Here is a 23,408-nt window from a genome sequence, read left to right on the forward strand (position 1 = left end):
ATATTTTCCAGCCAGCCGTACCAGCGAAATCGTATTCGCCAGAACGGGTTAACGCCAACTGGCACGACTTACACTTTTCAGTGTAGCAGCAAAAGTGCTGAACATTTAACCAGCGACCAATTATTTTTTACGACGTACCGGACCGCTGCCATCATCACCGCCCTCAAAAAAACTAGGACCTTTTGGTTTTGTCGCATCAGGCTTAGTCTTAGCCGCTTTGGCCACTTTTTTCGGGGCAGTGTTTTTAACGTTATTGCGCACGCCAGATTGTGCAGGCTCAGGGACAACACCGCTAAACTTCGCCGGCAAACTGTCCACAACTGAAAACTCAATGGCATGACGCAAAAATGCTTCAATATTTTGTAGGCTTGGCCAATCTTTCGGACCAACCAGAGAAACGGCTTGGCCTTTCGCGCCAGCCCTACCCGTGCGACCAATACGATGAACATATTCTTCAGGATGTTTGGGCAGATCAAAATTAATAACATGTGACACTTGCAACAAGTCCAGGCCACGAGATGCTAAATCGGTGGTAACCAGCACCTGAAATTTACCGGTAGCAAATTGTTGCATTACACTGTTTCGTTGTTGCTGGCTTAATTTACCACTTAACCCGACGGCGCTATAACCGGCGGCCTCACATACACTGGTTAATCGTTCGGCATCGACCCGCGTAGCGGTAAACATGATTAGCTGCTTAATCTGTTGCTGCGTTAGAAAAAATCTTAACAGCGCTTCCTTATGACTCAAATTATCGGCCAGAAAAAACCGTTGTTCGATATCCTGATGGGGCTGATAGCCCGCACCGACAGCAACGCGATGCGGGTTCTTTAATAATGCCAGTGCCAGATTATCCACTTCTGCATGATCCAACGTGGCCGAAAACAACAGGGTTTGACGCAATCTGTGATCTGCCGCCTTATTAATGACGGTAAGTTGTGGCAGAAAACCCAAATCGAGCATTCGGTCTGCTTCGTCCAGAATTAACATCTCCAGACCTTGTAAAAACAGGGTTTTATGTTCCAGGTGATCAACAAATCGCCCTGGTGTCGCCACCACGATTGTCGGCTGGCGTTTCAGGATTTTTTCCTGATCGTTAAAGTTTTCGCCACCAACAATTAATGCTGCGGTAACAGGCGTATTAGACACCAGCAAGCGAAGCTGGGCATAAACCTGCTTGGCCAACTCTCGGGTGGGTGCCAGAATCAATGCCCGGGCATCTTGTTTTGATAACGCCCGGCTCTTCAATAAACGTTGCATCATGGGCAGCAGATACGCCAGCGTTTTACCTGACCCCGTCTGCGACGACACAATTAAATCACGGCCGACCATCACCGCAGGAATAGCTTCTTGCTGAATTTCGGTTGGCTTATCAAAGCCCAGATGCTGAATTGATCTGAGTAAGCGTGGATCTAATGCTAAATCTTTAAATGGCAAAATGAACCTCATGACCTTAGAGTACTGCTATATGATAACCGAACTGGCTCATTTGAGTTAATAAGATTGCTTAGGTTACACTAGGCCAACTAATTTACCCTGCAACCTGAGTAGCCCCATTATGAGTAATGCGTTTCGTGACCAGCTGCTTAAAGCTGGTTTGGCCGATGCCAAAAAAGTAAAAAAAGTGAAAAAAGAGAAGCACCAACAAAAAACCCAGGCTGGCAAGCATGCGGTATTAAGCAACGATGCGTCTAGTCTGGCTCAGCAAGCAAAAGCGGAACAGGTAGCTCGGGATAAAGAGCTTAACCGGCAAAAACAGGCCGAATTAGCGCAAAAAGCAATCGCCGCTCAGGTAAAACAAATGATCGAAACCAATGCTATTACCAGTAAGGGCGAGCTGGGTTTTAATTTTGTTGACGGTAAATTGGTTAAAAAGTTATACGTTAGTAATAAATTACACGATGAGCTTAGCCGAGGGTTAGTCGCCATAGCACGCCAGGCAGAGCAATATCAGGTAATACCAGCTCAGGTGGCAGAAAAAATTATGCAACGTGATGCCAGCAGTATTGTTCTGCTCAATACCAAACAACAGCAACCTGATGAAGATGACCCCTATGCAGATTATCAGATCCCTGATGATTTAATGTGGTAATTTGCAGTTTGAAGTCAGTTACTTATAAAGGAAATACCATGCGCTTATTCACTCATTTTTTTTGTTGTACGCTCTTGCTTATCAGCAGCTCCGTGTGGGCTTCCAGTGTCTGGAAAGTCAGTAAAGAGGGCCAGCATTTTTATCTGGCTGGCACTGTTCATTTACTCAGTAAAAATGACTACCCGTTGCCTGCACCCTACGATACTGCGTTCGAGGCTAGCAGCGAATTACTGTTTGAAACCGATTTAAATGCGCTGACCAGCCCAGCTGGCCTAAGCAAAATGATGCAACAAAATACCTATAGCGATGGTAGAACCTTGGAGCAGGTTTTGTCAGCTGAGGTTTATCAGCAACTGAAACATTACGCCACAGAACGCCAAATGCCCGTGGCCGCAGTCAGTCGGTTCAAACCAGGATTCGCTGCCATGATGTTAGCCAGTGTCGAAATGAAACGTTTAGGAGCAGCGGAAACCGGGGTTGACATGCATTATCTGCAATTAGGCCAGCAGCAAGGTAAAAAAATCAGCGGACTGGAGACCACAGACCAGCACTTGGCGGTGCTTGATGGCATGAACCAATTGGATGCTGACGTTATCATCCGCTCGACATTGGAGGACATGCCCAAAGTTGAAGGTCAGTTAACCGACATGAAACACGCCTGGCGCAGCGGTGACACTGACAAATTAGAGCGATTGTTTGTCGAAGATTTGCAGCAGGTGCCACAAATGTATGAGATTTTACTGGTGAACCGTAACCATGCCTGGATGCCCATGCTACAGGCTTTAAGCGGCAATGAACACACCACGATGGTTCTGGTAGGTGCATTGCATCTGGCAGGCGAAGACGGCCTGCTGAAGTTGTTGCAACAACAAGGCTATACCTTAACTCAGCTTAAAGAATAAGCCTGCGCGAAGAGATAACAAGCCGGCAAGTTACTCATTCTGCTTTGGTTAACGGCAGCCCTGGCGGGCGCTGACCCCTTTGACCCCGTCAGCAAAGGCCGGCGTCAGTTGCCAGTGCTGGCGGATGGGCGTCAGAGGCAGTTCACGCTTTCGGGCGACCAGCACATAACAACCGGCAAAATAATTCAGATATTGTTCAGCAAAACGTTGCACAGCGTTATCTGCGTAATCATTAACCAGCATGCTGCCATAAAAAAACCGCTGCTCCGCAAGTACTTCAAAGCCAATCAAATGCAACCAGTCTTTAACCCTGCCTGGAGAAAAAAACCGGCCTTGCCAGGGGTATCGTTGTTTTAACCAGGGCGCAATGCCAGCCAGCGCAAGCACGCTTAACGGATTAAACCCCGTTAATAACAGGTAGCCATCAGAAATAAGTACCCGATGGGCCTCGCGAACAATATGGTGAGGATCGGCCTGATATTCCAGGCACTGGCTCAGTAATACAGCATCTATACTGTTACTGTCTATTGGCAACGTGTCAGGCAACCCAATCAGATGGCTTTTTCCATTATCACTGCTGCCTAAATGCACCTGATGTTTAATATTGCAACCCGGCAAGTCTAAGTCGCTACTCAAATCACCTACTTTTAATAAGTAATAGCCAAATATTTGCTGCCACCAGGGTTGCAACTGTTTGCCTATCGCCTGAGCTAAAGCCGGCCCCTGCAAAAATGCCTGCCAGCTTGTTGGTACCTGCGGTTCATTTTTGTTCAATGCTGGTTTCATGATAATCTGGTGCCTGCTTTTAGATTGAGGGCGCTTTAATGTTAAAAGAAGATCGGATGCTGAGTATTAGTCCGCTGGCTGCTTTTGAGGATAACTACATTTGGTGTCTGTGTCAGCCTGCCAACTCTTATTGTGTTGTGGTTGATCCGGGTGATGCCAAACCTGTATTGGAATTTTTGCAGCAACAGCAAAAAAAACTTTATGCCATTCTGATTACTCACCACCATCCTGACCATACCGGTGGCCTTGAACAATTGCAACGAGCCTACCCGGACGTCAGGATTATTGGCCCTGCCGCTGAGCAAAGCAAAATATCTTTATTGACAGAGCAAGTGCGACAAGACGATATTGTTGAATTGCCCCCACTGGACTGTCAGTTTCAGGTGATAGATTTACCCGGCCATACCTTAGGCCATATTGGTTTTTACAGCGAACCTTACTTGTTTTGTGGCGATACCCTGTTCAGTGCCGGCTGCGGCCGGTTATTTGAAGGTAGCGCGGCACAACTCCATCACTCATTGCAGAAACTCGCGGCGCTTCCCGAGAATACCGCTGTGTATTGCACCCATGAGTATACACTGGCTAACCTACGCTTCGCTGTAACCATCGAACCTGATAATCAGGCGTTGCTGAGTTATCAGCAAGATTGTCTGAATTTACGGGCACAAAACCGCCCTACGTTGCCATCGAGTTTAGCTACTGAAAAGCAGGTAAATCCGTTTTTGCGATGCGAAAACAATATCTTGCAACGTCAGTTCCAGCAAGATAATGCACTTGGCCTGTTTACCCGGCTCAGAGCAATGAAAGATCAGTTTAAATCCTGACTTGCAATCATGCTTTGAACAGGTAACATGAATTTTTTTTCGCGGAATGACCTTATGCATTTAAAAATTTCTGCCGTCATGTTAGTTGCACTGCTAAGCGGCTGTGTCAGCACGACAGAAACGTCTGCTCCGGCCAGCAGCAAGCCGAAAACCAACACGCCACCTTTAGTCCAGGTGAAAGGTGCCAGTGCAGAGCTAATTGCCAGTCGCTTATGGAATGGCGCTGCAACACCTGAACAACTTATACCGCTCGATGCCACTGAGCTGGAAGATTTATGGCAACGAATTCAATTACAGCTAACTTTTGAAGTGCCCCAAACCAGACCCATCGTTGAGCAACGCAATTTTTACAGCCAGCATCAAAGTTACCTTGACCGGGTTGCTAATCGGGCACAACCCTTTTTATATTACATAGTGCAAGAGCTTGAAAAGCGCAATATGCCGCTGGAACTGGCGTTACTGCCAATTGTTGAGAGTGCCTTTGACCCTTTTGCGTATTCGCACGCCAGAGCCTCCGGGATGTGGCAATTTATGCCCGCCACCGGCACAAGGTTTGGCCTGAAACAGAATTTCTGGTATGACGGCCGCCGTGACGTGATTGAATCTACCCGGGCGGCACTGGATTATCTGCAGTACCTTTACAATACTCTGGAACATGACTGGCTAAATGCTATTGCTGCCTACAATGCAGGCGAAGGCCGAATTGGCCGGGCCATTCGCGCCAATCAGAAACGGCGCTTACCAACAGATTTCTGGTCACTGGATTTACCCGCCGAAACCACCGTTTACGTCCCGAAGTTACTTGCGCTGGTTGATATATTAAAACGCCCGGACGATTTTGATATCGTCTGGAAATTTATTAGCAATGAACCAAAAATTGCGGTTGTCGCTACTGAAGGTCAGATTGATTTAGCTATTGCTGCCGAACTGGCCGGTTTAAGTGTCGCTGAATTGCAGGCACTGAACCCAGGGTTTAATCAATGGGCTACCGATCCGGATGGCCCGCATCAACTGGTATTGCCCATCGCGAAGGTCGACAACTTTAGTCGCATGCTGGCAGAAACGGCCAGTGAGGACCGCTTGCAATGGCAACGTTACACCGTCATCGGAGGCGATACACTGGGTAAAATTGCCCGTCAGCATAAAACCACGGTAGACGCCATCACCCGACTGAACGAACTCACTGGCAATACTATCCGGATAGGTCAGCATTTGCTAATCCCTATGTCAGCAAAAGCTGCCGATAGCTATGAACTTAGCCAGCAAAACCGGATAGCAAAAGCACAGAATCGCAGTAGCGGTGATGTAAAAACCGAGTATATTGTCCAAAGTGGCGATACCTTGTGGGATATTAGCCGGGCGCACAAAGTTACTGTAGCTGAACTGGCAAAATGGAATGGTATGGTACAACGTGACCCGTTAAAAACCGGGCAGAAGTTGGTTATGTGGCACGACAGTACAACCAACCCTGTTACCGCCATAACCAGAACAGTAAACTACAAAGTTCGTAAAGGTGATTCACTGGCCAGGATAGCGCAACGCTTTAGCGTGTCAGTTGCTGAAATAATTAAATGGAATAATATTAACACCGAGCGTTATCTGCAACCCGGGCAGCAGCTGAAGCTGATTGTTGATGTGACTCAAGTGTAATCTACTTTACTGTAGCTAACCCATGGTTACCCATCGCCGTTTAAGGAGCAACACTATGAAAGTATTAACGATCATGTTCAGCTTACTGTTTAGCTTACCTGCGTTTGCTCAGTTTCAAGTAATGGGTAATGGCAGCTATACCCTGCAAAGCGGAGAAACCGTACCCTTGCAATACGGCTTTGGCTATACCTTAAAAGACGGCGCGTTTCATTTTAGTGCCGGTAAACAAAGCCTTACCGTAAGCAGCCTGCCACAGAAATATTCGTTGTCGCTAATTCTGCAAAATGAAGACGAAGTATGGGTGCCAGACTTTGTCAATTCGCCGATTGTGGCGTTCGACTACGAAATAAGCGGCTTCAACATTAAGCTGACTCAGGAACCTGAACTAAAAGACGGTCGGGGTAATTTTATCTTACATTATGACGGCGGCCGCTACCGCTTCGACCGCGGTCCGGGACAAGTTAATTTTGTTTTCAATGACGAAGGCATAGCCAGAGTAGAAATTAAAGGTATGTTCAAACTGCCAAACACCAAACCGCAGGAATAAACGGCGGGTTTAATCCGGTTCGCGCTGCAATTGCAACGCCGGTAACATGCCGGATGCGATGCACAGCAGAGGCGCCAGTAAGGTAACAAACCAAAGTGGCTGTAGCTGAACGCCATGCCACAACGCATAGAGTGCAGCCGTTAACTGAAATACAATACCAAACACACCGATATACACCAGCGCTCGATTAAGAAATCGTTTTGGCATTGTAGGCAGTTTTTTCGGCTGCACGTTTACCCGCTGCTTGAAATCCGTCATGGCTTAAACCTGGGCATCGCTTTGTTGCTCTGGCGCTGCCAGGGCAAACCCGGCCAGTTGCTGGCAATGATGGTATAGCCGGCTAATAGTAGGATACTCCAGGGTGTCGAGTTTAAAACGCAGAGCGTTGTACACCTGCGGCACCAGACATATATCGGCCAGGGTAATGCTGTCGCCATAGCAAAACTCGCCAGCGGTGCGCAGCAAACGCTGCTCCAACGCGGTAAAGCCTGTGTGTAACCAGTGATGGATCCACTCAGTTTTCTGCTCGTCCGTTAATGTTAGTGGCCCGGTTAAATACTGCAGCACCCGTAAATTATTCAGCGGGTGAATATCGCAGGCAATATCCAGCGCCAGTGAGCGCACCTGTGCTTTTGCTACAGCATCTTTAGGCAACAATGCTGGCTCAGGATACATCTCGTCAAGATACTCAATAATCGCCAATGACTGATTCAGGGTCAGCTCACCATCAACATAGGTGGGCACCAACTGATTGGGGTTTAGCTGCTGATACTCTGCGCTATGCTGCTGACCCCCGTCTTTTAACAGATGTACAGGAATGGTTTCGAAGCTGAGCTGCTTTAAATTCAGTGCGATACGCACCCGGTAGGCAGCGGAAGACCGCCAATAGCTGTAGAGTTTCATCGTGTTACCTTTAGCGCTTAGAACCCGCTGCTGCTACGTACATTTTCCTGCGACACGCCGTGAACCCATCCTTGGGGGCTCGTTTCCGCCCGTCCAGGGCTTCAACGGTCACAGAAAAAAGTACATCCGCATCCGCTGGGCCTGTGGTTAACCCTTATATTGCACCACTTGCTGGTCGATAGCACCAAAAATGCTCTGGCCATCGCTATCCAGCATTTCCATTTTAATGGTATCACCAAACTGCATAAAAGCGGTACTGGGTTTGCCGTCGCGAATAGTTTCAATCATCCGGATCTCCGCAATACAGCTATAACCTACACCACCTTCGGTAATGGCAGTACCATACTCGGTGCCTTGTTTATTCGACACGGTACCTGAACCAATTACTGCACCAGCACCCAGATTGCGGGTTTTCGCCGCGTGGGCAATCAACTGACCAAAGTGAAATGTCATATCAACACCGGCATTCGGCTTACCAAATGGCTGGCCATTGTACGTCGACAATAGCGGTAAATGCAGCCGGCCATCCTGCCATTTATCGCCCAGCTCGTCCGGGGTAACGGCAACCGGGCTAAAGCTTGAGGCTGGCTTTGCGTTAAAAAAGCCAAAGCCCTTAGCCAGCTCATTAGGAATTAAACCGCGCAGAGATACATCATTAACCAGCATCAGCAGCCGTATTTTCTTAAGCGCCTGCTCCGGGCTTACGGCCATAGGTACATCATCTGTAACTATTGCTACTTCGCCCTCAAAGTCGATACCATGCTCAGTACTTATCGCCTCAATGTCGTCACGCGGACCAATAAAATCGTCAGAGCCGCCCTGATACATCAGCGGATCGGTCCAGAAACTTGGTGGCATTTCAGAATTACGTGCCTTTCGCACCAGTTCTACATGGTTAACATACGCACTGCCATCAGCCCACTGATAAGCGCGAGGTAACGGCGACTCACACTGCTGTGCATTAAAGGCCATTTCGCCATCCAGCGCACCGCTATTCAGCGCCTTTGACACTTGTTCAGCTTTTGGTGCCAGGCCTGCCCAGTTATCCAGTAACTGCTGCATGGTTTTTGCAATATCATCAATAGCGATACACCGGCTTAAATCACGGCTTACCACCACTAACTGCCCATCGCGGGTATTATTTTTTAAACTTGCTAACTTCATATCAATCCTTAACTGTGTTCATACCTGAGGCTTGGTTTTCCAGCTGTTGACGTAATCCGGATTTTCGGTTGCCAGCGCTGCGTCACCAAACGATAGCGCATCACGGGTATCCAGCATTACCGCCACTTCATCAGTAAACTTTTTCTTATGCTCGCGCCCGGCAGCAAACGCTTTTGGATGAGGGCCATGGGTAAAACCAGCCGGATGAAACGTTACCATGCCCTTTTCAATATTATCGCGACTGAAAAAATCACCAGCGTGGTAAAACAGAACCTCATCGTAATCATCATTGTTGTGATAAAACGGCACTTTTAATGCGCCCGGATCGCTTTCAATTGGCCTCGGAACAAAGGTACACACCACAAAGCGCTGCGCCACAAACGTGGTATGGGCAGAGGGCGGCAGGTGATAACGGTGGCTCATTAATGGCCGGATATCACGCCAGTTAATTCGCATTACCGCCAAATCCCCATGCCAGCCAATCGCATCAAGCGGATTATAGGGGTAAGTAATCACTGACACCTGGCCGTGGCGTTTCACTTCAACCTGCCAGCTGTCTTCGCTGTATTGCGCTTTGAAAGCATCATTAATTTTTGGTGTGTCGAGCATTGCCGGGTCAAAGATTGCGTGGTTGCCCACCAGGCCTTTTTCCGGCAGCTGATAGCTATCGTTTGTCGCCTCAATCAACAGAATAAACATCGGCTCATTGGGTACCAGCCGCCACATGGTTGAACGTGGGATCACAATATAGTCACCGTCACGCACACTCAGATGACCATAATCACAATACAGCTCTGCACTGCCTTCATGAATAAATAACAGCTCATCACCATCAGCATTGCGCGCTAAAGCGCTCATGCTGTCGCTAAGACGCCAGGTTCGCATCTTGCAGTGGCTGTTAAACAGCAAATCCGGTACCGCCCACGGCGATTGCGTTTTATCCTGCTTAATTTCGTTGAAGTTAAACAAGTGGGGCCGCAAAGGCCCCTGCCACTCACTCCAGCCAGTTGGTGCGTGGGTATGATGGAAATGCGTTGCCGGGCCAAAAAAACCACTGCGACCCGTTTCCCGCTCGTATATTGCCTGCTCTGGGAAATCGGCATGCGCCTGCCGTGATACATCGCCTTCCTTTAAAGGAAAAGATGCCCATTTACGCATTGCTTAACACTCCACGCTGAATTTGGTCTTCTTCGATAGACTCAAATAGTGCTTTGAAGTTACCCTCGCCGAAACCTTCATTGCCTTTTCGCTGAATAATTTCAAAAAATACCGGTCCAATCACCGTTTTAGTGAAAATCTGCAGCAAAATACCGTCTTTCATCGGTGCGCCGTCGATCAGGATACGTAGCTCACGCATTTGATCTAAATCTTCCTCGTGGCCTTCAACCCGCTCATCTACCTTGTTATAATACGTTTCCGGGGTTGGCATAAATTCCATGCCGCGGCTACGCAGTGTCCGCACGGTTTCATAAATGTCGTCTGAAGTAAGCGCGATATGCTGAATGCCTTCGCCCTTATATTCGCGAATAAATTCCTCAATCTGTGATTTATCATCAGATGACTCGTTAATAGGAATACGAATTTTGCCGCAGGGTGCTGTCATTGCTTTTGAGACGAGACCCGTCAGTTTGCCTTCAATATCAAAATAGCGAATTTCACGGAAATTACCGATATTTTCATAAAAACCGGCCCACAGGTTCATGTTACCGCGCATCACGTTGTGGGTTAAATGATCCAGCACTTCCAGGCCAACACTATGTTCAGCCATGTCAGATTGCCAGTTATCATAGTATTTGAAGTCAATATCGTAGACAGAGCTGGCACCATAACGGTCAACAAAATAAAGCAAGCTGCTGCCAATACCATACACCGCTGGAATATTCAGCTCCATCGGCCCAACCTGGTTTTTGTATTCTTTCGCGCCATTGGCCAGTGCGTGTTTTAACGCCGCAGCAGCATCGGTGACACGAAAGGCCATGGCGCATACGGAAGGCCCATGCAAACGTGCAAACTCTTCTGCCTGTGAATTAGGCTCGGCATTAATAATAAAATTAATGTCGCCCTGCTTATACAACCAGGCTTGCTTAGAACGATGCTTTGCCACTTCGGTAAAGCCCAACGAGAAAAACAACGCTTTTAATTTCTGAATACCATCAGCATCTGCCGCGGTATATTCAACAAACTCAAAACCATCTGTACCCAGCGGATTAATTGTATTTTTAGTAGTTGGCATTTAGGGGTTCTCCGAACAACGAATGTGGGCGCTATCATGCGCTTACCAATAAAAAAAGAAAGAGGGGGGCTTACTGTAGCCCGTAACGGATTTATAGCAGAAGTTGTACATAAATAACTACAAAAGGCCCATTAGCCGGAAACCTGAATGCAAGGGCCGACAGATAAGCCTGCCAGCCCGCCATTAGTAAAGCATTCAGCACAAAGGCGTAATTATATTTTTACAGTCTTACGGTTTATGCCGTAATCACGGAGCTTGTTGGCCACTGCGGTATGGCTTAAACCAAGCTTTTTCGCTAACTGGCGTGAACTGGGGTATGCAGGATACAGCTTGCGTAGCAGGTTAGCCTCAAAGCGTTTGACGGCCTCGTCCAGTGTGCCATCAAAGTCCTGCTCCAGATAACCAAAATCACTGGTGTAACTGGGCAATTGCAAATGGTCTTTTTCCAGCTCGTAACCGTCAAGTAAGGTCACTGCCCGATACAGCGCATTTTCCAGCTGGCGCACGTTACCGGGCCACGGGTATTGCTGTAAAAACTGGCTACAGCTTTCCGTTAAGCGGGGGACTTTGCGACCCAGCCGGGCTGCAAAACGTGCAATAAAAAACTCGGCTAACGGCACCACATCCTGCTTGCGCTCGCGCAAGGGAGGCAACGTCAGGGTGAGTACGTTCAGACGATAAAACAAGTCTTCACGAAAACGTCCTTCCTGCACCATCCCGGGAAGATCTTTTTGCGTGGTACAAATTACCCTGACGTCTACTTTCACCTCGTTTTCATCAGCGACACGCCTAAAGCTGCCGTCCTGCAAAAAGCGAATAAGTTTAGTTTGCAGCTGCGTCGACATCTCGCCCACTTCGTCCAGAAAGACACTGCCGCCATTCGCTTGTTCAAATATCCCTTTCTTGCCTTCGGTACTGCCGGCAAAGGCGTGAGATCCATAACCAAATAATTCCGACTCAGCGACATTGTCGGGCAATGACGCGCAATTAACCGCCAGAAAAGGTTTGCCTGCGCGGCTACCAGCGGCATGGCAAGCCCGGGCCAATAGCTCTTTGCCGGTACCCGTCTCACCCATAATTAAAATTGGCGCATCAAGCTGAGCCATTTTTTTCGCCTCACGCACCACTTTTCGCATCAGGTTGCTGTTGGCTTGTAAGGTATTAAAACTTTCCTGGTCGCCTTTTTTAAAGGCCACCATGTGTTGACCGAGCCGGCTCTCTGATTTTAAGTTAATGACGGCGCCGGCCAGGATCTCATGCCCGGTTTCGTCCGGTACCATCACTGGCAAAATGTCGGCAATAAACCGCTTGCCGTGAATTTCAAAGCGGCGCGTTTGCGCCAGTACTTCATCACTTTCCAGCCAGCGCTGAAAATTAAAGCCTTTAACCATGCCCTGCAAAGACTGCCCCTGAATATCCTGCTGAGCAACTGACAATGCTTCCAAAGCAGCGTCATTAATTACTGTTACATTGGCTTTAATATCAATGGCTATCAAGCCATCAGGCAAAGTTTTCAGTAACGTGGTTAACTCATTGTGTTCGCGCTCCGATGGCAGAAAAGCCGTTGTTTTTACATCTTCTACTCCGGCAATTCTTCGTATTTTGGCCATCAGCTCCTGAAACTTTTCAAAGTTCACGGTGGGAAATGACACATACATCCGGTTGAGTGATGGGTCCACCTCAATTCCACGCAAGTCCAGCTGATAACCCACCAGAATATTTAATACCTCCTGTGCAAGCCCCAGGCGGTTTTGACATTGAATTTCTAAACGCATAATAGCGACGTACCCCGATACCAGTTAATAACGCTATGATACGGTATCTGGCCATTGTCAGACCAGCAGTTTGTAAAGATATATGAACAAATACGCCAGAGTCGGCCCTGGATAAGACAAATAGCGGCTAAAAAGATAATCAATTCTGAGGATTAACGCCAGCGAGCGGTTGCTCACTGACGATATTATCGCGCGGACTCACGAAAAGCAGCGGGGTGGTAAGCCTAGTCAGTCAGCAGACTGTCTGTTTTAGCGGCACAAATAAAATCGTTTTTATGCAACCCTTTAATAGAGTGGGACCACCAGGTGACGGTCAGCTTGCCCCATTCAAGTAATAATGCGGGATGGTGTCCTTCATCTTCTGCCAGTTGCGCCACTTTATTGTGAAATGCCCAAGCCTGCTTGAAGTTCTTAAATTTATATAACCGCTCGAGTTGCAAAATACCGTCACGAGCAACCGGGGTCCAGTCTGGAATTTGCCGCATTAACTCAGGTAGCTCAGCATCAGAGACTTTCGGAGCATCAGCCTTACAGGCTTCACATTTCATTGCTGTTAATTCTGTCATTACCACTCCTAACTTGCTTGTTTTTGTTTGGGCTCAAAGCGAGGGGCGTGCAAGCCAAGGGCTTTAGCTTGCTCAACCAACGCCATCATATCCAGATGAGCGACATCAAATAAATCATCAATATTATTCAATAAAAAATAAATAGGCTGCATAATATCAATCCGATAAGGCGTACGCAGCATATCGACAGCATCAAAGGGTTTGCGCTCCGGTGTATCAGATTCCAGCGCATAAACGGTTTCACCAGGGGAGGATAAAATACCACCGCCATAAATTCGTAAACCGTCGGGGGTCTTTAACAACCCAAACTCAATGGTAAACCAATAAAGGCGCGCCAGAAATACCCTATCCTGCTTACTGGCCGCCAAGCCAAGTTTACCGTAAGTATGAGTAAACTCCGCAAAGGCCGGATTGGTCAACATCGCGCAGTGACCGAAAATCTCATGGAAAATATCGGGCTCTTGCAGATAATCAAATTCTTCGCGGGAGCGGATAAAGGTAGCGACCGGAAAACGCTTATTAGCCAGCAACTCAAAAAATTTATCAAAACTAATCAGTGCCGGTACTTCAGCACATTCCCAGCCGGTTGTCGCTCGCAGTACCTTATTTACATCTTCCAGCTGCGGGATCCGGTCAGTGGGCAGTTGCAATTTCTCCAGCCCGGCCAGGAACTCATCGCATGCCTTGCCTTCGATAACGCCAAGCTGGCGGGTAATCAGTTCATGCCAAATCTGATTTTCTTCATCAGACCAGGCAATAATACCGTTTTCATCTGATTGTCTGGATACATACTGACTTGTCTTACTCATAAATAACCTGTTGCAAATAAATGGGCAGCTCGCACTGCCATAAACGTACTGCGGATACTAGTGGATATGGCTACGCCTGGGTATCATACGCTCACCAAAAGCACTGTAAAGCTGCCGCCACTGTTGTAAAGTATAGATTACAACGATAGAGCAGGCCGCAGCTTAACGAGGCTTCAGCTTAGTTGCTGCATTTTTGTAAGGGCCTGTTCTAAATCTGCAATAATATCGGCAACATGTTCCAATCCGACCGATACCCGGATCAAACCATCACTGATCCCTGCCATTTGCCGCTCTTCCGCCGTATAAGGGCTGTGAGTCATTGAAGCAGGATGTTGAATTAGCGATTCGGCATCACCCAGGCTTACTGCCAGGCTTAACAACCGGCATTGATTAATGAAATAACGGCTTTGCTCCAGGCTGGCATTGAGTTCAAAAGCCAGCACACCACCGGCGCCCTGCATTTGTTCTCCCAGAAAACGGTAACCAGGATGACTGGGCAACCCAGGGTAGAACACCTCCTTTACCGCGTCGTGCCGTTCTAGAAACTCAGCAACCTGTTGTGCATTCTGACAATGGCGCTCCATTCTTACCGCCAGCGTTTTTAAACCACGGATAATTAACCAGGCATCGTGCGGACTAATCGTGGCGCCCATATCCTTTAACGTGGTCATTTTAATTGTCGCAATTTTTTCACTATTTGCCACAATAATGCCAGCAACGACATCGCCATGACCATTCAGATACTTGGTCGCGCTATGGATAATAATATCAATGCCATACTTAGCAGGTTGCTGCAAAAGCGGAGTCAGAAAGGTGTTATCAACTACCGAAATCAGCTTATGCTGCTGGCAAAACTGGCCCAGAAAAGCTAAATCAAGCACCACCAGGTTAGGATTTATCGGTGTTTCTGCAAACAACATTTTTGTATTGGGTTTTAGCGCAGCGGCTACTGCAGCATGATCGGTCATATCAACAAAACTAACCTCAATGCCGTAGCGGGCGAACATATGATTGAACAAAGCAAAGCTACAACCATAGATGGCTTTGCTGGCAATTAAATGGTCGCCATGTTGTAAAAAAGCCATGGTACTGGCGGCGACTGCTCCCATACCGGTCGCTGTTGCAGCCGCATCGTCCATACCCTCTAATGCCGCGACTTTTTGTTCCAGTTCACGGGTAGTAGGATTACCCAGCCGGGTGTAAATGTAACCTTCCTGCTCGCCGGCGAACCTGGCGGCACCCTGCTCGGCATTTTCAAACACAAAGGTCGAAGTCTGGTAAAGTGGCGTTGCTAAAGTACCATGTTGATTTTTTTCTTTGCCCGCATGAATACACAGAGTGTGCGGATGAACATTTTTAGTATGCATTGGATTACTGCGTCAGGTAATGAAAGTCCCGCACAGATTTAGCAGAATTTTGAATTTATGGAAGCATGCCAGACATCTTGCAGTCTGGCCGCAATCATTTAATTGATGGTTAACTGTCAACTTTCGCTGGCAGGGTTGTTGCCACGCAACCGTTGGATCAGACTTTGGCTCAGCCTTGCAACGTTAATCCGTTGTTTTTCAGCCAGTGGCAATGGCCGTAATTGTTGCATCGCCATATTGCCAAGCCGGGCCACCAGTAAACCAGCGATCACCCCATGACCTGCCCTGGCTGACAATTTTGCGGTCAGTTCACTGCTCATGACATCAGACGCCATATCCAGCGCCAGCTCACTACCACCGGCCCACAATATCGCCGCCAGAGCACGTTTTAACATCACCAGACTTCGCAGTTGTCCAACCGGCGCGCCGTATAATTCTGCCAATTGACGGACCATTGTGCTGCTGCGCCAGACCACCATTAACATATCAATAAACGCAAACGGAATTACCGCTACGGCCAGACTGGTGTCGGTGCCGGCTCGCAAGATAATGGTTTTTGCTTGTGCATCGATAGGATCCAGTACCAGCTTATCCAGCAACTGCAGCTTTTCCAGATCGCTATGCTGCGGCTGTGCGGCCGATTGCCACTGCTGCGCCGTAATGTGTCTGGCAGGAGTATCAGGCAACTGGCTGATAATGTTCTGGCAAAGTGCATCGGCCTCACCATACTGAACACTTTGCGCAATGCGCCTGGCACTGCGTTGCCAGTTATTGTTTTGCGAAAGCCGGCGCCACAACCGCCACTCCCGCCATAACAACCAGCTCAACACGCCAAGCACTGCTGCACTTAACACGCTAAATAGCAGCGCCTCTATCACGTTCTGCTGCCAGCTTACTATTAACGCATCGATCCATTGCCAGCACGCTAATGCAATCAGACTAACCAGGGCCAGCCATACCAACCGGCTTAACACTGCGGGCTTAGCCGGCATTGCCGCCGCTGGTGGTTCAGGATCCTTCTGCCAGTCCGATGTGGCAAACTCGGCCCGGGCTTTTAGTGGCTGTTGCACAACTTTATCGCTGTCATCAGGCAGCGTAAACACCTGAGCAGGTTTTAGCGCTTTCATCGTAATTTATCTCCCAATAGAAACTGCAACGCATGATCCATCCGAATATGGGGTACATTAGCATTAGCTGCAAAGGGCAAGGGCAACAAGGACGGAAAGCTAAACTGGTGACGGGAAAACACGTGTTCATCCGGCACCTCAGACGGCACATCACCTGGGAACAAACTGATTTTCTTAGCAGTGCCGCTGTCGGTTCCGGTCAGGCACGGTTGTCGCTGGCCCTGTTGTTCAACATAGCCCGACTTACTGGCGCTAACGGCAGCCAGCGCCATGGCTTCAGTTTTAGCAAGTTGATAGGTCGTTTGCTTCAACGGCTGACGCAATAAGTTTTGTAACAATAAAGTCAGCGCCTGGTGCTGTTCCGGGGTAACATGATCTGCCTTACTTGCCGCAAATAATACCTTGCTGATTTGCGGCTTAAACAAGCGTCGCAGCATACTGGACGGGCCATATTGAAAGCTCTGCATAATTAGCTGCAACGCCTGACTGAGTTCGGCGGTTGCCGCAGCCCCCGCATTCAGTGCACTTAAACAGTCGACCAGCACAACCTGGCGATCAAGTTGAGAGAAGTGCTGTTTATAGAATGGCTTAACAACATAATCGCGGTAGCTTTGGTAATGATCTGTCAGTTTTTTTAATAAAGCGCTGTTTTCGTTAAGCTGTTCTGGTAGCAGTGGGATGAGCTGCAACATTGGCGCACCGGCCAATTCACCCGGTACTAATAGCCGTCCCGGCTGGTTTAAATAAGTACCGGCTGCACTACTGAACTGTTGCAATAACGCTTTGTAAGCGTCCGTTACACGATGCAACTGCTGTTCGCTGGCGTCATTCAGATCCGTGGCTGTCAGCAGCGCTTTAAAATCTGCTGCCAGGGCCTGACGATGCGGCTTTGCAAACAATTGCCAGCTGAACTCACACCATTGTTGATAATTCAATTGTAACAGCGGTAAATCGAGCAGCCACTCGCCGGGATAATCAACGATATCGAGTTCCAGCTCGCTGTAAGTTTGCAAATGAGAACGCAGCCCCTGTCCTGCTTTGTAGCGTAACGCCAGACTAAGCTGGCTCCAACCGGTCGTTGACGGCGGCCATTGCGGTGGGTCCTGCTGCAAAAAGCTCATATTATGTTCAAAGGGAAAACGAGGAATAGTTAATGCCTGTTCAGCTGCCAGGCGGCCCCCCAGATAACGTCCTTGCTGCACCACAGAAAAAAAAGGTAAGTTTTGCGGACTGTCTCCCTGGGTCAGTTGATGCACCAAGGAGGTAATAAATGCGGTTTTGCCTGCTCCACTTAAACCCGTCACGCCCAGCCGGACGTGCCGGTCAAGGGCGCGATGACGTAACTGACGACTTTGATGTTGCAGCTTATCAAGCCAGGTCATAGTACTCCGTTTATAAGTTATTGAATTCCCGATTTAACTGAAAGCGGCTTGAGGTAACATGGCGCTCCATATCCTGCAGCCGCAGCTCAAGACTATTATAGCGATTTGCCAGATGTTGCAAGGCCTGCTTTGGTGGCTCACCGCGCTGCCACACCCGTGTTTTTACCTCAACACCGGGCTCATCAGCGTCTACTCTGCTGCCCAGCGGCCGCTTCGCAGCGACCACTGACTTTTTTTCCAGCACCACCCAGGCTGCAATATACAATACGACGACAAAACCACCGGCGCCCAGAAAAAAAGCAGACACGGTAATAATACGTACCAACCACAACTCCCAGCCAAAATAGTCAGCAATGCCGGCACACACCCCGGCCAACTTGCCGTTACTATCGTCCCGCAATAATTCTCTTTTTGGCTTAGTCATGCTGGTTCCTCCATTTGGGACTTTCCGCATCTAAAATCGCTTCAAGGGTATGGATGCGCTCAGCCATTTTCTCTGCCCGGGCCGCCAGGTTATTTAACTGTTGCAGTTCAACATCAGTTAAACCCTGCTGCATTTTACCTTTGCTGCGATAATGCATAATGACCCACAAAGGTGCCACAAAGATCATAAACAAGATCAGGGGCACAAAAATTAACTCATGAATATCCATTTAGCTGCTCCTGCAACGCCTGAGATCAGGCGTCTCCTTTACTGGTTTTCTTGCTTACTTTGGCTTTCAGTTCAGCCAACTCGTTATCAATTTTATCTTGCGCAGCCAACTGTGCAAACTCGTCTTTCAGGGTTTTCTTACCCAGATCATAAGACTCAACCTGCGCTTCCAGCGAATCGATTTTCTGCTCGTAACGTTCAAACTTGTACATGGCATCATTGATCCGATTGCTATCAAGTGATTTTTTCACTTCAAGCCGGTTCTCAACCGTGGTACGACGCATCAGCATAGACTTTTGCCGTGCTTTGGCATCCGCCAGTTTTTCCTGTAGTTGCGATACTTCATCCTGCAACTTACTGATGTGTTCATCCAGTACTGCGATATCTCGAAGTAAAGCGTCTGCCTGCTCGGCGGCTTTTTGCTTCTCAATCAACGCGGCGCGAGCCAGGTCATCACGATCTTTACTTAATGCCAGCTCTGTTTTAGCCTGCCAGTCATCGACTTCACCCTGAAGTCTGCTGACTACCCGTTGCAAATCTTTTTTCTCAGCAATCGTTTTGGCAGAAGACGAACGCACTTCAACCAACGTATCTTCCATTTCCTGAATAATTAACCGGACCATCTTTTCCGGATCTTCGGCTTTATCCAGCAACGAGTTGATGTTTGAGTTCACAATGTCTGAAAAGCGTGAAAAAATACCCATCTTAGTTACCTCTGTATGTTGATGTTATTACGCTATTGCTTATTCAGGTTTCTTGCCAACTTTTCAAATTAACATAACACTTTAATATATAACAACTTTATTTATTTAAAACAAAAGCTTTAGCTCCTGCCCTTTATGAAATACACTATTTATTAGCCAAATTAACTACTTTATAGCTGCCAATGAATAAAAAATATCAACAAGATAACCTGATTGGACAGGCCAACAGTTTTTTAAATGTTCTGGACCAGGTGTCACAACTGGCACCACTGGATAAACCAGTGCTGATAATTGGTGAAAGAGGCACGGGCAAAGAGCTTATCGCAGCCCGTTTGCATTTTTTATCACAGCGTTGGGATCAGCAGTACCTGACCCTCAACTGTGCAGCCTTAAATGAAAACCTGCTGGAGAGTGAGTTATTTGGTCATGAAGCCGGCGCCTTTACCGGCGCAGGCAAAAGGCATGAAGGCCGGTTTGAGCGAGCCAATGGCGGGACATTATTTTTAGATGAGCTTGCCAATACGCCGGCGCTGGTGCAGGAAAAGTTACTGCGGGTTATCGAGTATGGTGAATTTGAACGCGTTGGCGGTAGCCGACCGGTGCGGGTTGACGTAAGACTGGTGTGTGCCACCAACGAGGATTTACCTTCAATGGCTGACAACGGTGAGTTCAGGGCTGACTTGCTCGATCGCCTGGCCTTTGATGTTATTACCCTGCCGCCAATGCGCGAGCGCCGCGAAGATATATTATTACTGGCCGAGCATTTTGCGATGAATATGGCCAGGGAGCTCGGCTTTGAGCTGTTTAGTGGCTTTAGTGAAAAAGCCAAAAATACCCTGCTTGACTATCATTGGCCCGGCAATGTCCGGGAATTAAAGAATGTCGTAGAGCGAAGCGTATATCGCACAAATAATCCCTATGTCCCGGTACACCATATCCAGTTAAACCCTTTCGAATCGGCTTACCGGCCAACCCAACGTATTAAAACCAGGGCACATGCAGCACAAAAACCGGCAGAACCACTGGTAACCACGCCTGATCCTATTGATAATAGCGAGACAGGCAGCAGTAATAGCCCTGCCGGCAACGGTATCGATTTTAGTAATGGCGTAGACTTCAAAACTCTGGCACAAGATTTTGAAGTGAAACTTATTAAAGAAGCGCTCAGCGCCAGTCAGTACAACCAGAAAAAAACGGCAGACTTATTAAACCTTACCTATCATCAGTTGCGTGGTTATATGAAAAAGTATCAGTTACTGGAAAGTCAGCAGGGATGAAGTCACCTCATCATGGTTTTTATGTTCTGGTTTGCCGCAGTACAATAATCAGCCTCTTGCTGCTACTTGCGGGCTGTCAGCCTCATCTGCCTGAAACTGCCCGCAGTGGTCTGGTTTATTGCTCTGAGGGCTCTCCAGAGAGCTTTAACCCACAACGGGTTACCTCTGGTACCACTATAGATATAATAAGCCAGCAATTGTATGACAGGCTGGTCGATATTAATCCGGCCAATGGCGATATTATTCCCGGGCTGGCTTCAGACTGGCAAGTGAGTACAGATGGTACCCGCTATGAATTCATCCTGCGTCAGGATGTCGCGTTTCATACTACCCGCTACTTTTCTCCAAGCCGAAAGTTTAATGCTGAAGATGTGGTATTTACGTTTAATCGTATAACCGATACTGAACATCCATTTCATCTTCAGGGCGGAGGCGTTTATCCCTACTTTCAAAGCGTTGACTGGGCGGGACTGGTAAAGCAGGTACTGGCGACGGATCAACATACTGTGGTGTTTGAGTTGCAGCGTCCCGATAGTTCATTTTTATCGAATCTGACCACCGACTTTGCTGCCATCCTGTCTGCCGAATACGGGCAAAAATTACTCGGCGCTGGAAAGCCGGGCGAGATAGACCGTTTGCCCATTGGTACCGGACCCTTTCGTTTTCGTGAGTACCAGAAAGATATTCTGGTCAGATTGTACCGCAACGACGACTATTGGCGCGGCGATACCCAACCCGAACAATTGGTATTTGATATTGTTCCGAATAATGCCAGGCGTATGGCCAAACTATTTACCCACGAGTGCGATATTGTGTCTTATCCCCGGGTAGCAGAGTTGGAGCTGATTGCCGCCAGGCCTGATGTTACCGTGCAGGAAAGTACCAGTATGAATGTTGGCTTCTGGGCATTTAACACGCAAAAGCCGCCGTTTGATCAGTTAGCCGTTCGCCAGGCATTAGCAATGGCCATTAACCGGGCCGCTATTTTGCAAGCGGTGTACTATGGCCAGGCAACGCCAGCCTATGGCATCTTGCCCCCCACTTCATGGGCTTACAATGATGGCTTGCCTGCGCCGTTGTACTCTCCTGCCAAAGCCAGGGCGTTATTAGCAGAGGCTGGCTATCCCAATGGCTTTACCATGGACATCTGGGCGATGCCGGTTCAGCGACTGTACAACCCCAATGCGTTAAAAATGGCGGAGTTGATGCAAGCTGATTTAGCCCAGATTGGCGTTAAAGCCAATATCGTATCTTATGAGTGGAATAGCTTTCGCCAGAAGCTGGGCAATTTTGAGCACGACTCCGTACTTATAGGCTGGGCGGCAGACAACCCTGACCCTGATAATTTTTTTCGTCCGCTGTTAAGCTGTGCGGCCAGAGACAGTGGCAGTAACCGGGCAAACTGGTGTGATCCAGCGTTTGATGACATTATTAGTCAAGCATTATTGACCGCAAACCAACAGCAGCGTCGGGCGCTATATTTAGCTGCTCAGCAGTATCTTCACCAAAAGCAACCCCTGGTCGCCATTGCCCATTCACAGCGCTTTCAGGCAATCAGCAGCTCCGTAACCGGCGTTAGCATTAACCCCTATGGCGGTATTGCTTTGCAACATGCGAAAAGAGTTGAGCCATGACCCGCTACTTATTTCGACGTCTTTTTCTGATGATGTTTGTATTGTTGGCGCTAAGCCTGCTGGCGTTTAGTCTCGGCTATATGTTTCCTGGTGACATCGTGCAAAACCTTAGTGGCCTGCGCCAGATTGATGAAAATCAGCGTCAGCAACTGGTCAGTTATTATCAACTTGATCAAAATTATTTACAACAGTACCTGGCGTTTCTGAACCGCATTGCCCACGGTGATTGGGGACTCTCTTTTGCCAGTCAGCAGCCGCTGCTTCAGGAAATAAAACTGTTACTACCCGCCACTCTGGAGTTGGCAGCCTACGCGTTGTTACTCTCTTTTGTTATTGGCATTCCCCTGGGGATAGTGGCTGCGTTTAAACCGGACAGCATCATAGGTAAATCTATTTCGGCACTGGCGATGATTGGCTATTCACTGCCTATTTTCTGGTGGGGATTATTGCTAATCATGTTTTTCTCGCTGGCACTTGGCTTGCTACCCTCTGCAGGCCGTATTAGCGTGCTGTATGAAATTCCACACCGCAGTGGCTTTATGCTGTACGACATTTGGCAAGCAGACATCAGCTACCGCACAGAAGCGCTGCACAATGCACTGCAGCATTTGTTTCTGCCAACGGTGGTACTGGCAACCTTTCCAACGACGGTAATGATCCGCTTCGTTCGCGATGCAATGTTAAATGTATGGGAACAAAACTATATCAAAACAGCGCGGGCAAAAGGCTTAAACCGGGGGCAGGTTCTGTACCGGCATGGCCTGCGCAATGCACTACTCCCTGTTATCCGTCAAATTGGGTTGCAGTTCAGTACCCTGATTACCCTGGCAATGCTAACCGAGGTCATCTTTTCCTGGCCCGGCATCGGTCGCTGGCTAATCGACAGTATTTATCAGCGCAATTATCCGGCAATCCAGGCGGGGTTGTTAGTAATATCCACCATGGTCATCACCATTAATATGCTGACTGAAATCTTACACGCCTTTTTTAATCCATTAGCAAGGCGAGGTTAAT

24 protein-coding genes are annotated in these 23,408 nt (G+C 48.2%); 8 read left to right on the forward strand and 16 right to left on the reverse strand.

Annotation, left to right across the window (positions count from 1 at the left end; genetic code table 11):
• Window positions 1-120: 120 nt before the first annotated feature.
• A complete protein-coding gene (locus B2X65_RS05275) occupies window positions 121-1,437 on the reverse strand; it encodes a DEAD/DEAH box helicase (RefSeq protein ID WP_290611114.1) in 1,317 nt (438 codons plus the stop codon).
• A 121-nt stretch (window positions 1,438-1,558) separates the two neighbouring features.
• Here B2X65_RS05275 and B2X65_RS05280 point away from each other — a divergent pair, with 121 nt between their 5' ends.
• On the forward strand, window positions 1,559-2,092 hold the full coding sequence (locus tag B2X65_RS05280; RefSeq protein ID WP_290611115.1) for a DUF2058 domain-containing protein: 534 nt from the start codon (window positions 1,559-1,561) through the stop codon (window positions 2,090-2,092).
• A 38-nt stretch (window positions 2,093-2,130) separates the two neighbouring features.
• Entirely contained in the window at window positions 2,131-2,994 is an 864-nt protein-coding gene (locus tag B2X65_RS05285) for a TraB/GumN family protein (RefSeq protein ID WP_290611116.1), read from the forward strand.
• A 48-nt stretch (window positions 2,995-3,042) separates the two neighbouring features.
• Here B2X65_RS05285 and B2X65_RS05290 read toward each other — a convergent pair whose 3' ends face one another.
• A complete protein-coding gene (locus tag B2X65_RS05290; protein ID WP_290611117.1) occupies window positions 3,043-3,780 on the reverse strand; it encodes a methyltransferase domain-containing protein in 738 nt (245 codons plus the stop codon).
• Between the two features lie 38 nt (window positions 3,781-3,818).
• Between B2X65_RS05290 and gloB the strand changes: the two genes are divergently transcribed.
• Genes gloB through B2X65_RS05305 form a run of 3 tightly spaced genes read left to right on the forward strand, consistent with a single transcriptional unit; the run spans window position 3,819 to window position 6,801 of the window.
• Window positions 3,819-4,604 (forward strand): hydroxyacylglutathione hydrolase, encoded by a 786-nt coding sequence (gene gloB / locus B2X65_RS05295; RefSeq protein WP_290611118.1) that lies wholly within the window; start codon window positions 3,819-3,821, stop codon window positions 4,602-4,604.
• Window positions 4,605-4,658: 54 nt separating this feature from the next.
• Window positions 4,659-6,254, forward strand: coding sequence for a lytic transglycosylase (locus tag B2X65_RS05300; RefSeq protein WP_290611119.1), 1,596 nt, complete (start codon window positions 4,659-4,661; stop codon window positions 6,252-6,254).
• Window positions 6,255-6,309: 55 nt separating this feature from the next.
• A complete protein-coding gene (locus B2X65_RS05305) occupies window positions 6,310-6,801 on the forward strand; it encodes a hypothetical protein (RefSeq protein ID WP_290611121.1) in 492 nt (163 codons plus the stop codon).
• A 9-nt stretch (window positions 6,802-6,810) separates the two neighbouring features.
• Here the strand turns inward: B2X65_RS05305 and B2X65_RS05310 are convergent, their stop codons facing one another.
• From B2X65_RS05310 to pspA, 14 genes are all read right to left on the reverse strand, one after another.
• Window positions 6,811-7,059, reverse strand: a complete 249-nt coding sequence (locus B2X65_RS05310; RefSeq protein ID WP_290611122.1) for a hypothetical protein — start codon at window positions 7,057-7,059, stop codon at window positions 6,811-6,813.
• Window positions 7,060-7,062: 3 nt separating this feature from the next.
• Complete coding sequence (maiA, locus tag B2X65_RS05315; protein ID WP_290611123.1) at window positions 7,063-7,704, reverse strand: maleylacetoacetate isomerase; 642 nt, start codon at window positions 7,702-7,704, stop codon at window positions 7,063-7,065.
• A gap of 147 nt (window positions 7,705-7,851) precedes the next feature.
• Entirely contained in the window at window positions 7,852-8,868 is a 1,017-nt protein-coding gene (locus tag B2X65_RS05320) for a fumarylacetoacetate hydrolase family protein (RefSeq protein WP_290611124.1), read from the reverse strand.
• Between the two features lie 18 nt (window positions 8,869-8,886).
• Entirely contained in the window at window positions 8,887-10,026 is a 1,140-nt protein-coding gene (locus B2X65_RS05325) for a homogentisate 1,2-dioxygenase (protein ID WP_290611125.1), read from the reverse strand.
• Window positions 10,019-11,101 (reverse strand): 4-hydroxyphenylpyruvate dioxygenase, encoded by a 1,083-nt coding sequence (gene hppD / locus B2X65_RS05330; RefSeq protein WP_290611126.1) that lies wholly within the window; start codon window positions 11,099-11,101, stop codon window positions 10,019-10,021. The genes B2X65_RS05325 and hppD overlap by 8 nt, the downstream gene beginning before the upstream one ends.
• A 212-nt stretch (window positions 11,102-11,313) precedes the next feature.
• Window positions 11,314-12,876 carry a transcriptional regulator TyrR gene (gene tyrR / locus B2X65_RS05335; RefSeq protein ID WP_290611128.1) on the reverse strand — a complete coding sequence of 521 codons (1,563 nt, stop codon included), beginning with the start codon at window positions 12,874-12,876 and terminating at the stop codon, window positions 11,314-11,316.
• A 224-nt stretch (window positions 12,877-13,100) separates the two neighbouring features.
• Complete coding sequence (locus B2X65_RS05340) at window positions 13,101-13,442, reverse strand: 4a-hydroxytetrahydrobiopterin dehydratase (RefSeq protein ID WP_290611129.1); 342 nt, start codon at window positions 13,440-13,442, stop codon at window positions 13,101-13,103.
• 8 nt (window positions 13,443-13,450) lie between these two features.
• Complete coding sequence (gene phhA / locus B2X65_RS05345; protein ID WP_290611130.1) at window positions 13,451-14,251, reverse strand: phenylalanine 4-monooxygenase; 801 nt, start codon at window positions 14,249-14,251, stop codon at window positions 13,451-13,453.
• Between the two features lie 173 nt (window positions 14,252-14,424).
• The gene (locus B2X65_RS05350; protein ID WP_290611131.1) at window positions 14,425-15,618 is read right to left on the reverse strand and encodes a trans-sulfuration enzyme family protein; all 1,194 of its coding nucleotides are present in this window, start codon (window positions 15,616-15,618) and stop codon (window positions 14,425-14,427) included.
• Between the two features lie 116 nt (window positions 15,619-15,734).
• On the reverse strand, window positions 15,735-16,745 hold the full coding sequence (locus B2X65_RS05355; protein ID WP_290611132.1) for a TIGR01620 family protein: 1,011 nt from the start codon (window positions 16,743-16,745) through the stop codon (window positions 15,735-15,737).
• Window positions 16,742-18,127 (reverse strand): YcjX family protein, encoded by a 1,386-nt coding sequence (locus B2X65_RS05360; protein WP_290611133.1) that lies wholly within the window; start codon window positions 18,125-18,127, stop codon window positions 16,742-16,744. The genes B2X65_RS05355 and B2X65_RS05360 overlap by 4 nt, the downstream gene beginning before the upstream one ends.
• A gap of 10 nt (window positions 18,128-18,137) precedes the next feature.
• Entirely contained in the window at window positions 18,138-18,551 is a 414-nt protein-coding gene (gene pspC, locus B2X65_RS05365) for an envelope stress response membrane protein PspC (protein WP_290611135.1), read from the reverse strand.
• Window positions 18,544-18,780, reverse strand: a complete 237-nt coding sequence (gene pspB, locus B2X65_RS05370) for an envelope stress response membrane protein PspB (RefSeq protein ID WP_290611136.1) — start codon at window positions 18,778-18,780, stop codon at window positions 18,544-18,546. Before pspB ends, pspC begins: the two co-directional genes overlap by 8 nt.
• Before the next feature lie 25 nt (window positions 18,781-18,805).
• Window positions 18,806-19,483, reverse strand: a complete 678-nt coding sequence (gene pspA, locus B2X65_RS05375; RefSeq protein WP_290611137.1) for a phage shock protein PspA — start codon at window positions 19,481-19,483, stop codon at window positions 18,806-18,808.
• Between the two features lie 182 nt (window positions 19,484-19,665).
• On the opposite strand from pspA, the gene pspF reads away from it, so the two are divergent.
• From pspF to B2X65_RS05390, 3 genes are read left to right on the forward strand one after another with little or no spacing between them, the layout of a single operon-like run.
• A complete protein-coding gene (gene pspF / locus B2X65_RS05380; RefSeq protein WP_290611138.1) occupies window positions 19,666-20,760 on the forward strand; it encodes a phage shock protein operon transcriptional activator in 1,095 nt (364 codons plus the stop codon).
• Window positions 20,757-22,394, forward strand: a complete 1,638-nt coding sequence (locus B2X65_RS05385; RefSeq protein WP_290611139.1) for an ABC transporter substrate-binding protein — start codon at window positions 20,757-20,759, stop codon at window positions 22,392-22,394. The genes pspF and B2X65_RS05385 overlap by 4 nt, the downstream gene beginning before the upstream one ends.
• Window positions 22,391-23,407 carry an ABC transporter permease gene (locus B2X65_RS05390; RefSeq protein ID WP_290611140.1) on the forward strand — a complete coding sequence of 339 codons (1,017 nt, stop codon included), beginning with the start codon at window positions 22,391-22,393 and terminating at the stop codon, window positions 23,405-23,407. Before B2X65_RS05385 ends, B2X65_RS05390 begins: the two co-directional genes overlap by 4 nt.
• Window position 23,408: the final 1 nt, after the last annotated feature.

Source organism: Arsukibacterium sp. UBA3155, from assembly GCA_002364615.1.
Classification (GTDB): domain Bacteria; phylum Pseudomonadota; class Gammaproteobacteria; order Enterobacterales; family Alteromonadaceae; genus Alishewanella.

Bases quoted from the DNA above. Each gene is read 5' to 3' on its own strand.
- B2X65_RS05280 (WP_290611115.1), top strand. From the start codon at position 1,559: ATGAGTAATGCGTTTCGTGACCAGCTGCTTAAAGCTGGTTTGGCCGAT.
- B2X65_RS05285 (WP_290611116.1), top strand. From the start codon at position 2,131: ATGCGCTTATTCACTCATTTTTTTTGTTGTACGCTCTTGCTTATCAGC.
- B2X65_RS05290 (WP_290611117.1), bottom strand. From the start codon at position 3,780: ATGAAACCAGCATTGAACAAAAATGAACCGCAGGTACCAACAAGCTGG.
- gloB (WP_290611118.1), top strand. From the start codon at position 3,819: ATGTTAAAAGAAGATCGGATGCTGAGTATTAGTCCGCTGGCTGCTTTT.
- B2X65_RS05300 (WP_290611119.1), top strand. From the start codon at position 4,659: ATGCATTTAAAAATTTCTGCCGTCATGTTAGTTGCACTGCTAAGCGGC.
- B2X65_RS05305 (WP_290611121.1), top strand. From the start codon at position 6,310: ATGAAAGTATTAACGATCATGTTCAGCTTACTGTTTAGCTTACCTGCG.
- B2X65_RS05310 (WP_290611122.1), bottom strand. From the start codon at position 7,059: ATGACGGATTTCAAGCAGCGGGTAAACGTGCAGCCGAAAAAACTGCCT.
- maiA (WP_290611123.1), bottom strand. From the start codon at position 7,704: ATGAAACTCTACAGCTATTGGCGGTCTTCCGCTGCCTACCGGGTGCGT.
- B2X65_RS05320 (WP_290611124.1), bottom strand. From the start codon at position 8,868: ATGAAGTTAGCAAGTTTAAAAAATAATACCCGCGATGGGCAGTTAGTG.
- B2X65_RS05325 (WP_290611125.1), bottom strand. From the start codon at position 10,026: ATGCGTAAATGGGCATCTTTTCCTTTAAAGGAAGGCGATGTATCACGG.
- hppD (WP_290611126.1), bottom strand. From the start codon at position 11,101: ATGCCAACTACTAAAAATACAATTAATCCGCTGGGTACAGATGGTTTT.
- tyrR (WP_290611128.1), bottom strand. From the start codon at position 12,876: ATGCGTTTAGAAATTCAATGTCAAAACCGCCTGGGGCTTGCACAGGAG.
- B2X65_RS05340 (WP_290611129.1), bottom strand. From the start codon at position 13,442: ATGACAGAATTAACAGCAATGAAATGTGAAGCCTGTAAGGCTGATGCT.
- phhA (WP_290611130.1), bottom strand. From the start codon at position 14,251: ATGAGTAAGACAAGTCAGTATGTATCCAGACAATCAGATGAAAACGGT.
- B2X65_RS05350 (WP_290611131.1), bottom strand. From the start codon at position 15,618: ATGCATACTAAAAATGTTCATCCGCACACTCTGTGTATTCATGCGGGC.
- B2X65_RS05355 (WP_290611132.1), bottom strand. From the start codon at position 16,745: ATGAAAGCGCTAAAACCTGCTCAGGTGTTTACGCTGCCTGATGACAGC.
- B2X65_RS05360 (WP_290611133.1), bottom strand. From the start codon at position 18,127: ATGACCTGGCTTGATAAGCTGCAACATCAAAGTCGTCAGTTACGTCAT.
- pspC (WP_290611135.1), bottom strand. From the start codon at position 18,551: ATGACTAAGCCAAAAAGAGAATTATTGCGGGACGATAGTAACGGCAAG.
- pspB (WP_290611136.1), bottom strand. From the start codon at position 18,780: ATGGATATTCATGAGTTAATTTTTGTGCCCCTGATCTTGTTTATGATC.
- pspA (WP_290611137.1), bottom strand. From the start codon at position 19,483: ATGGGTATTTTTTCACGCTTTTCAGACATTGTGAACTCAAACATCAAC.
- pspF (WP_290611138.1), top strand. From the start codon at position 19,666: ATGAATAAAAAATATCAACAAGATAACCTGATTGGACAGGCCAACAGT.
- B2X65_RS05385 (WP_290611139.1), top strand. From the start codon at position 20,757: ATGAAGTCACCTCATCATGGTTTTTATGTTCTGGTTTGCCGCAGTACA.
- B2X65_RS05390 (WP_290611140.1), top strand. From the start codon at position 22,391: ATGACCCGCTACTTATTTCGACGTCTTTTTCTGATGATGTTTGTATTG.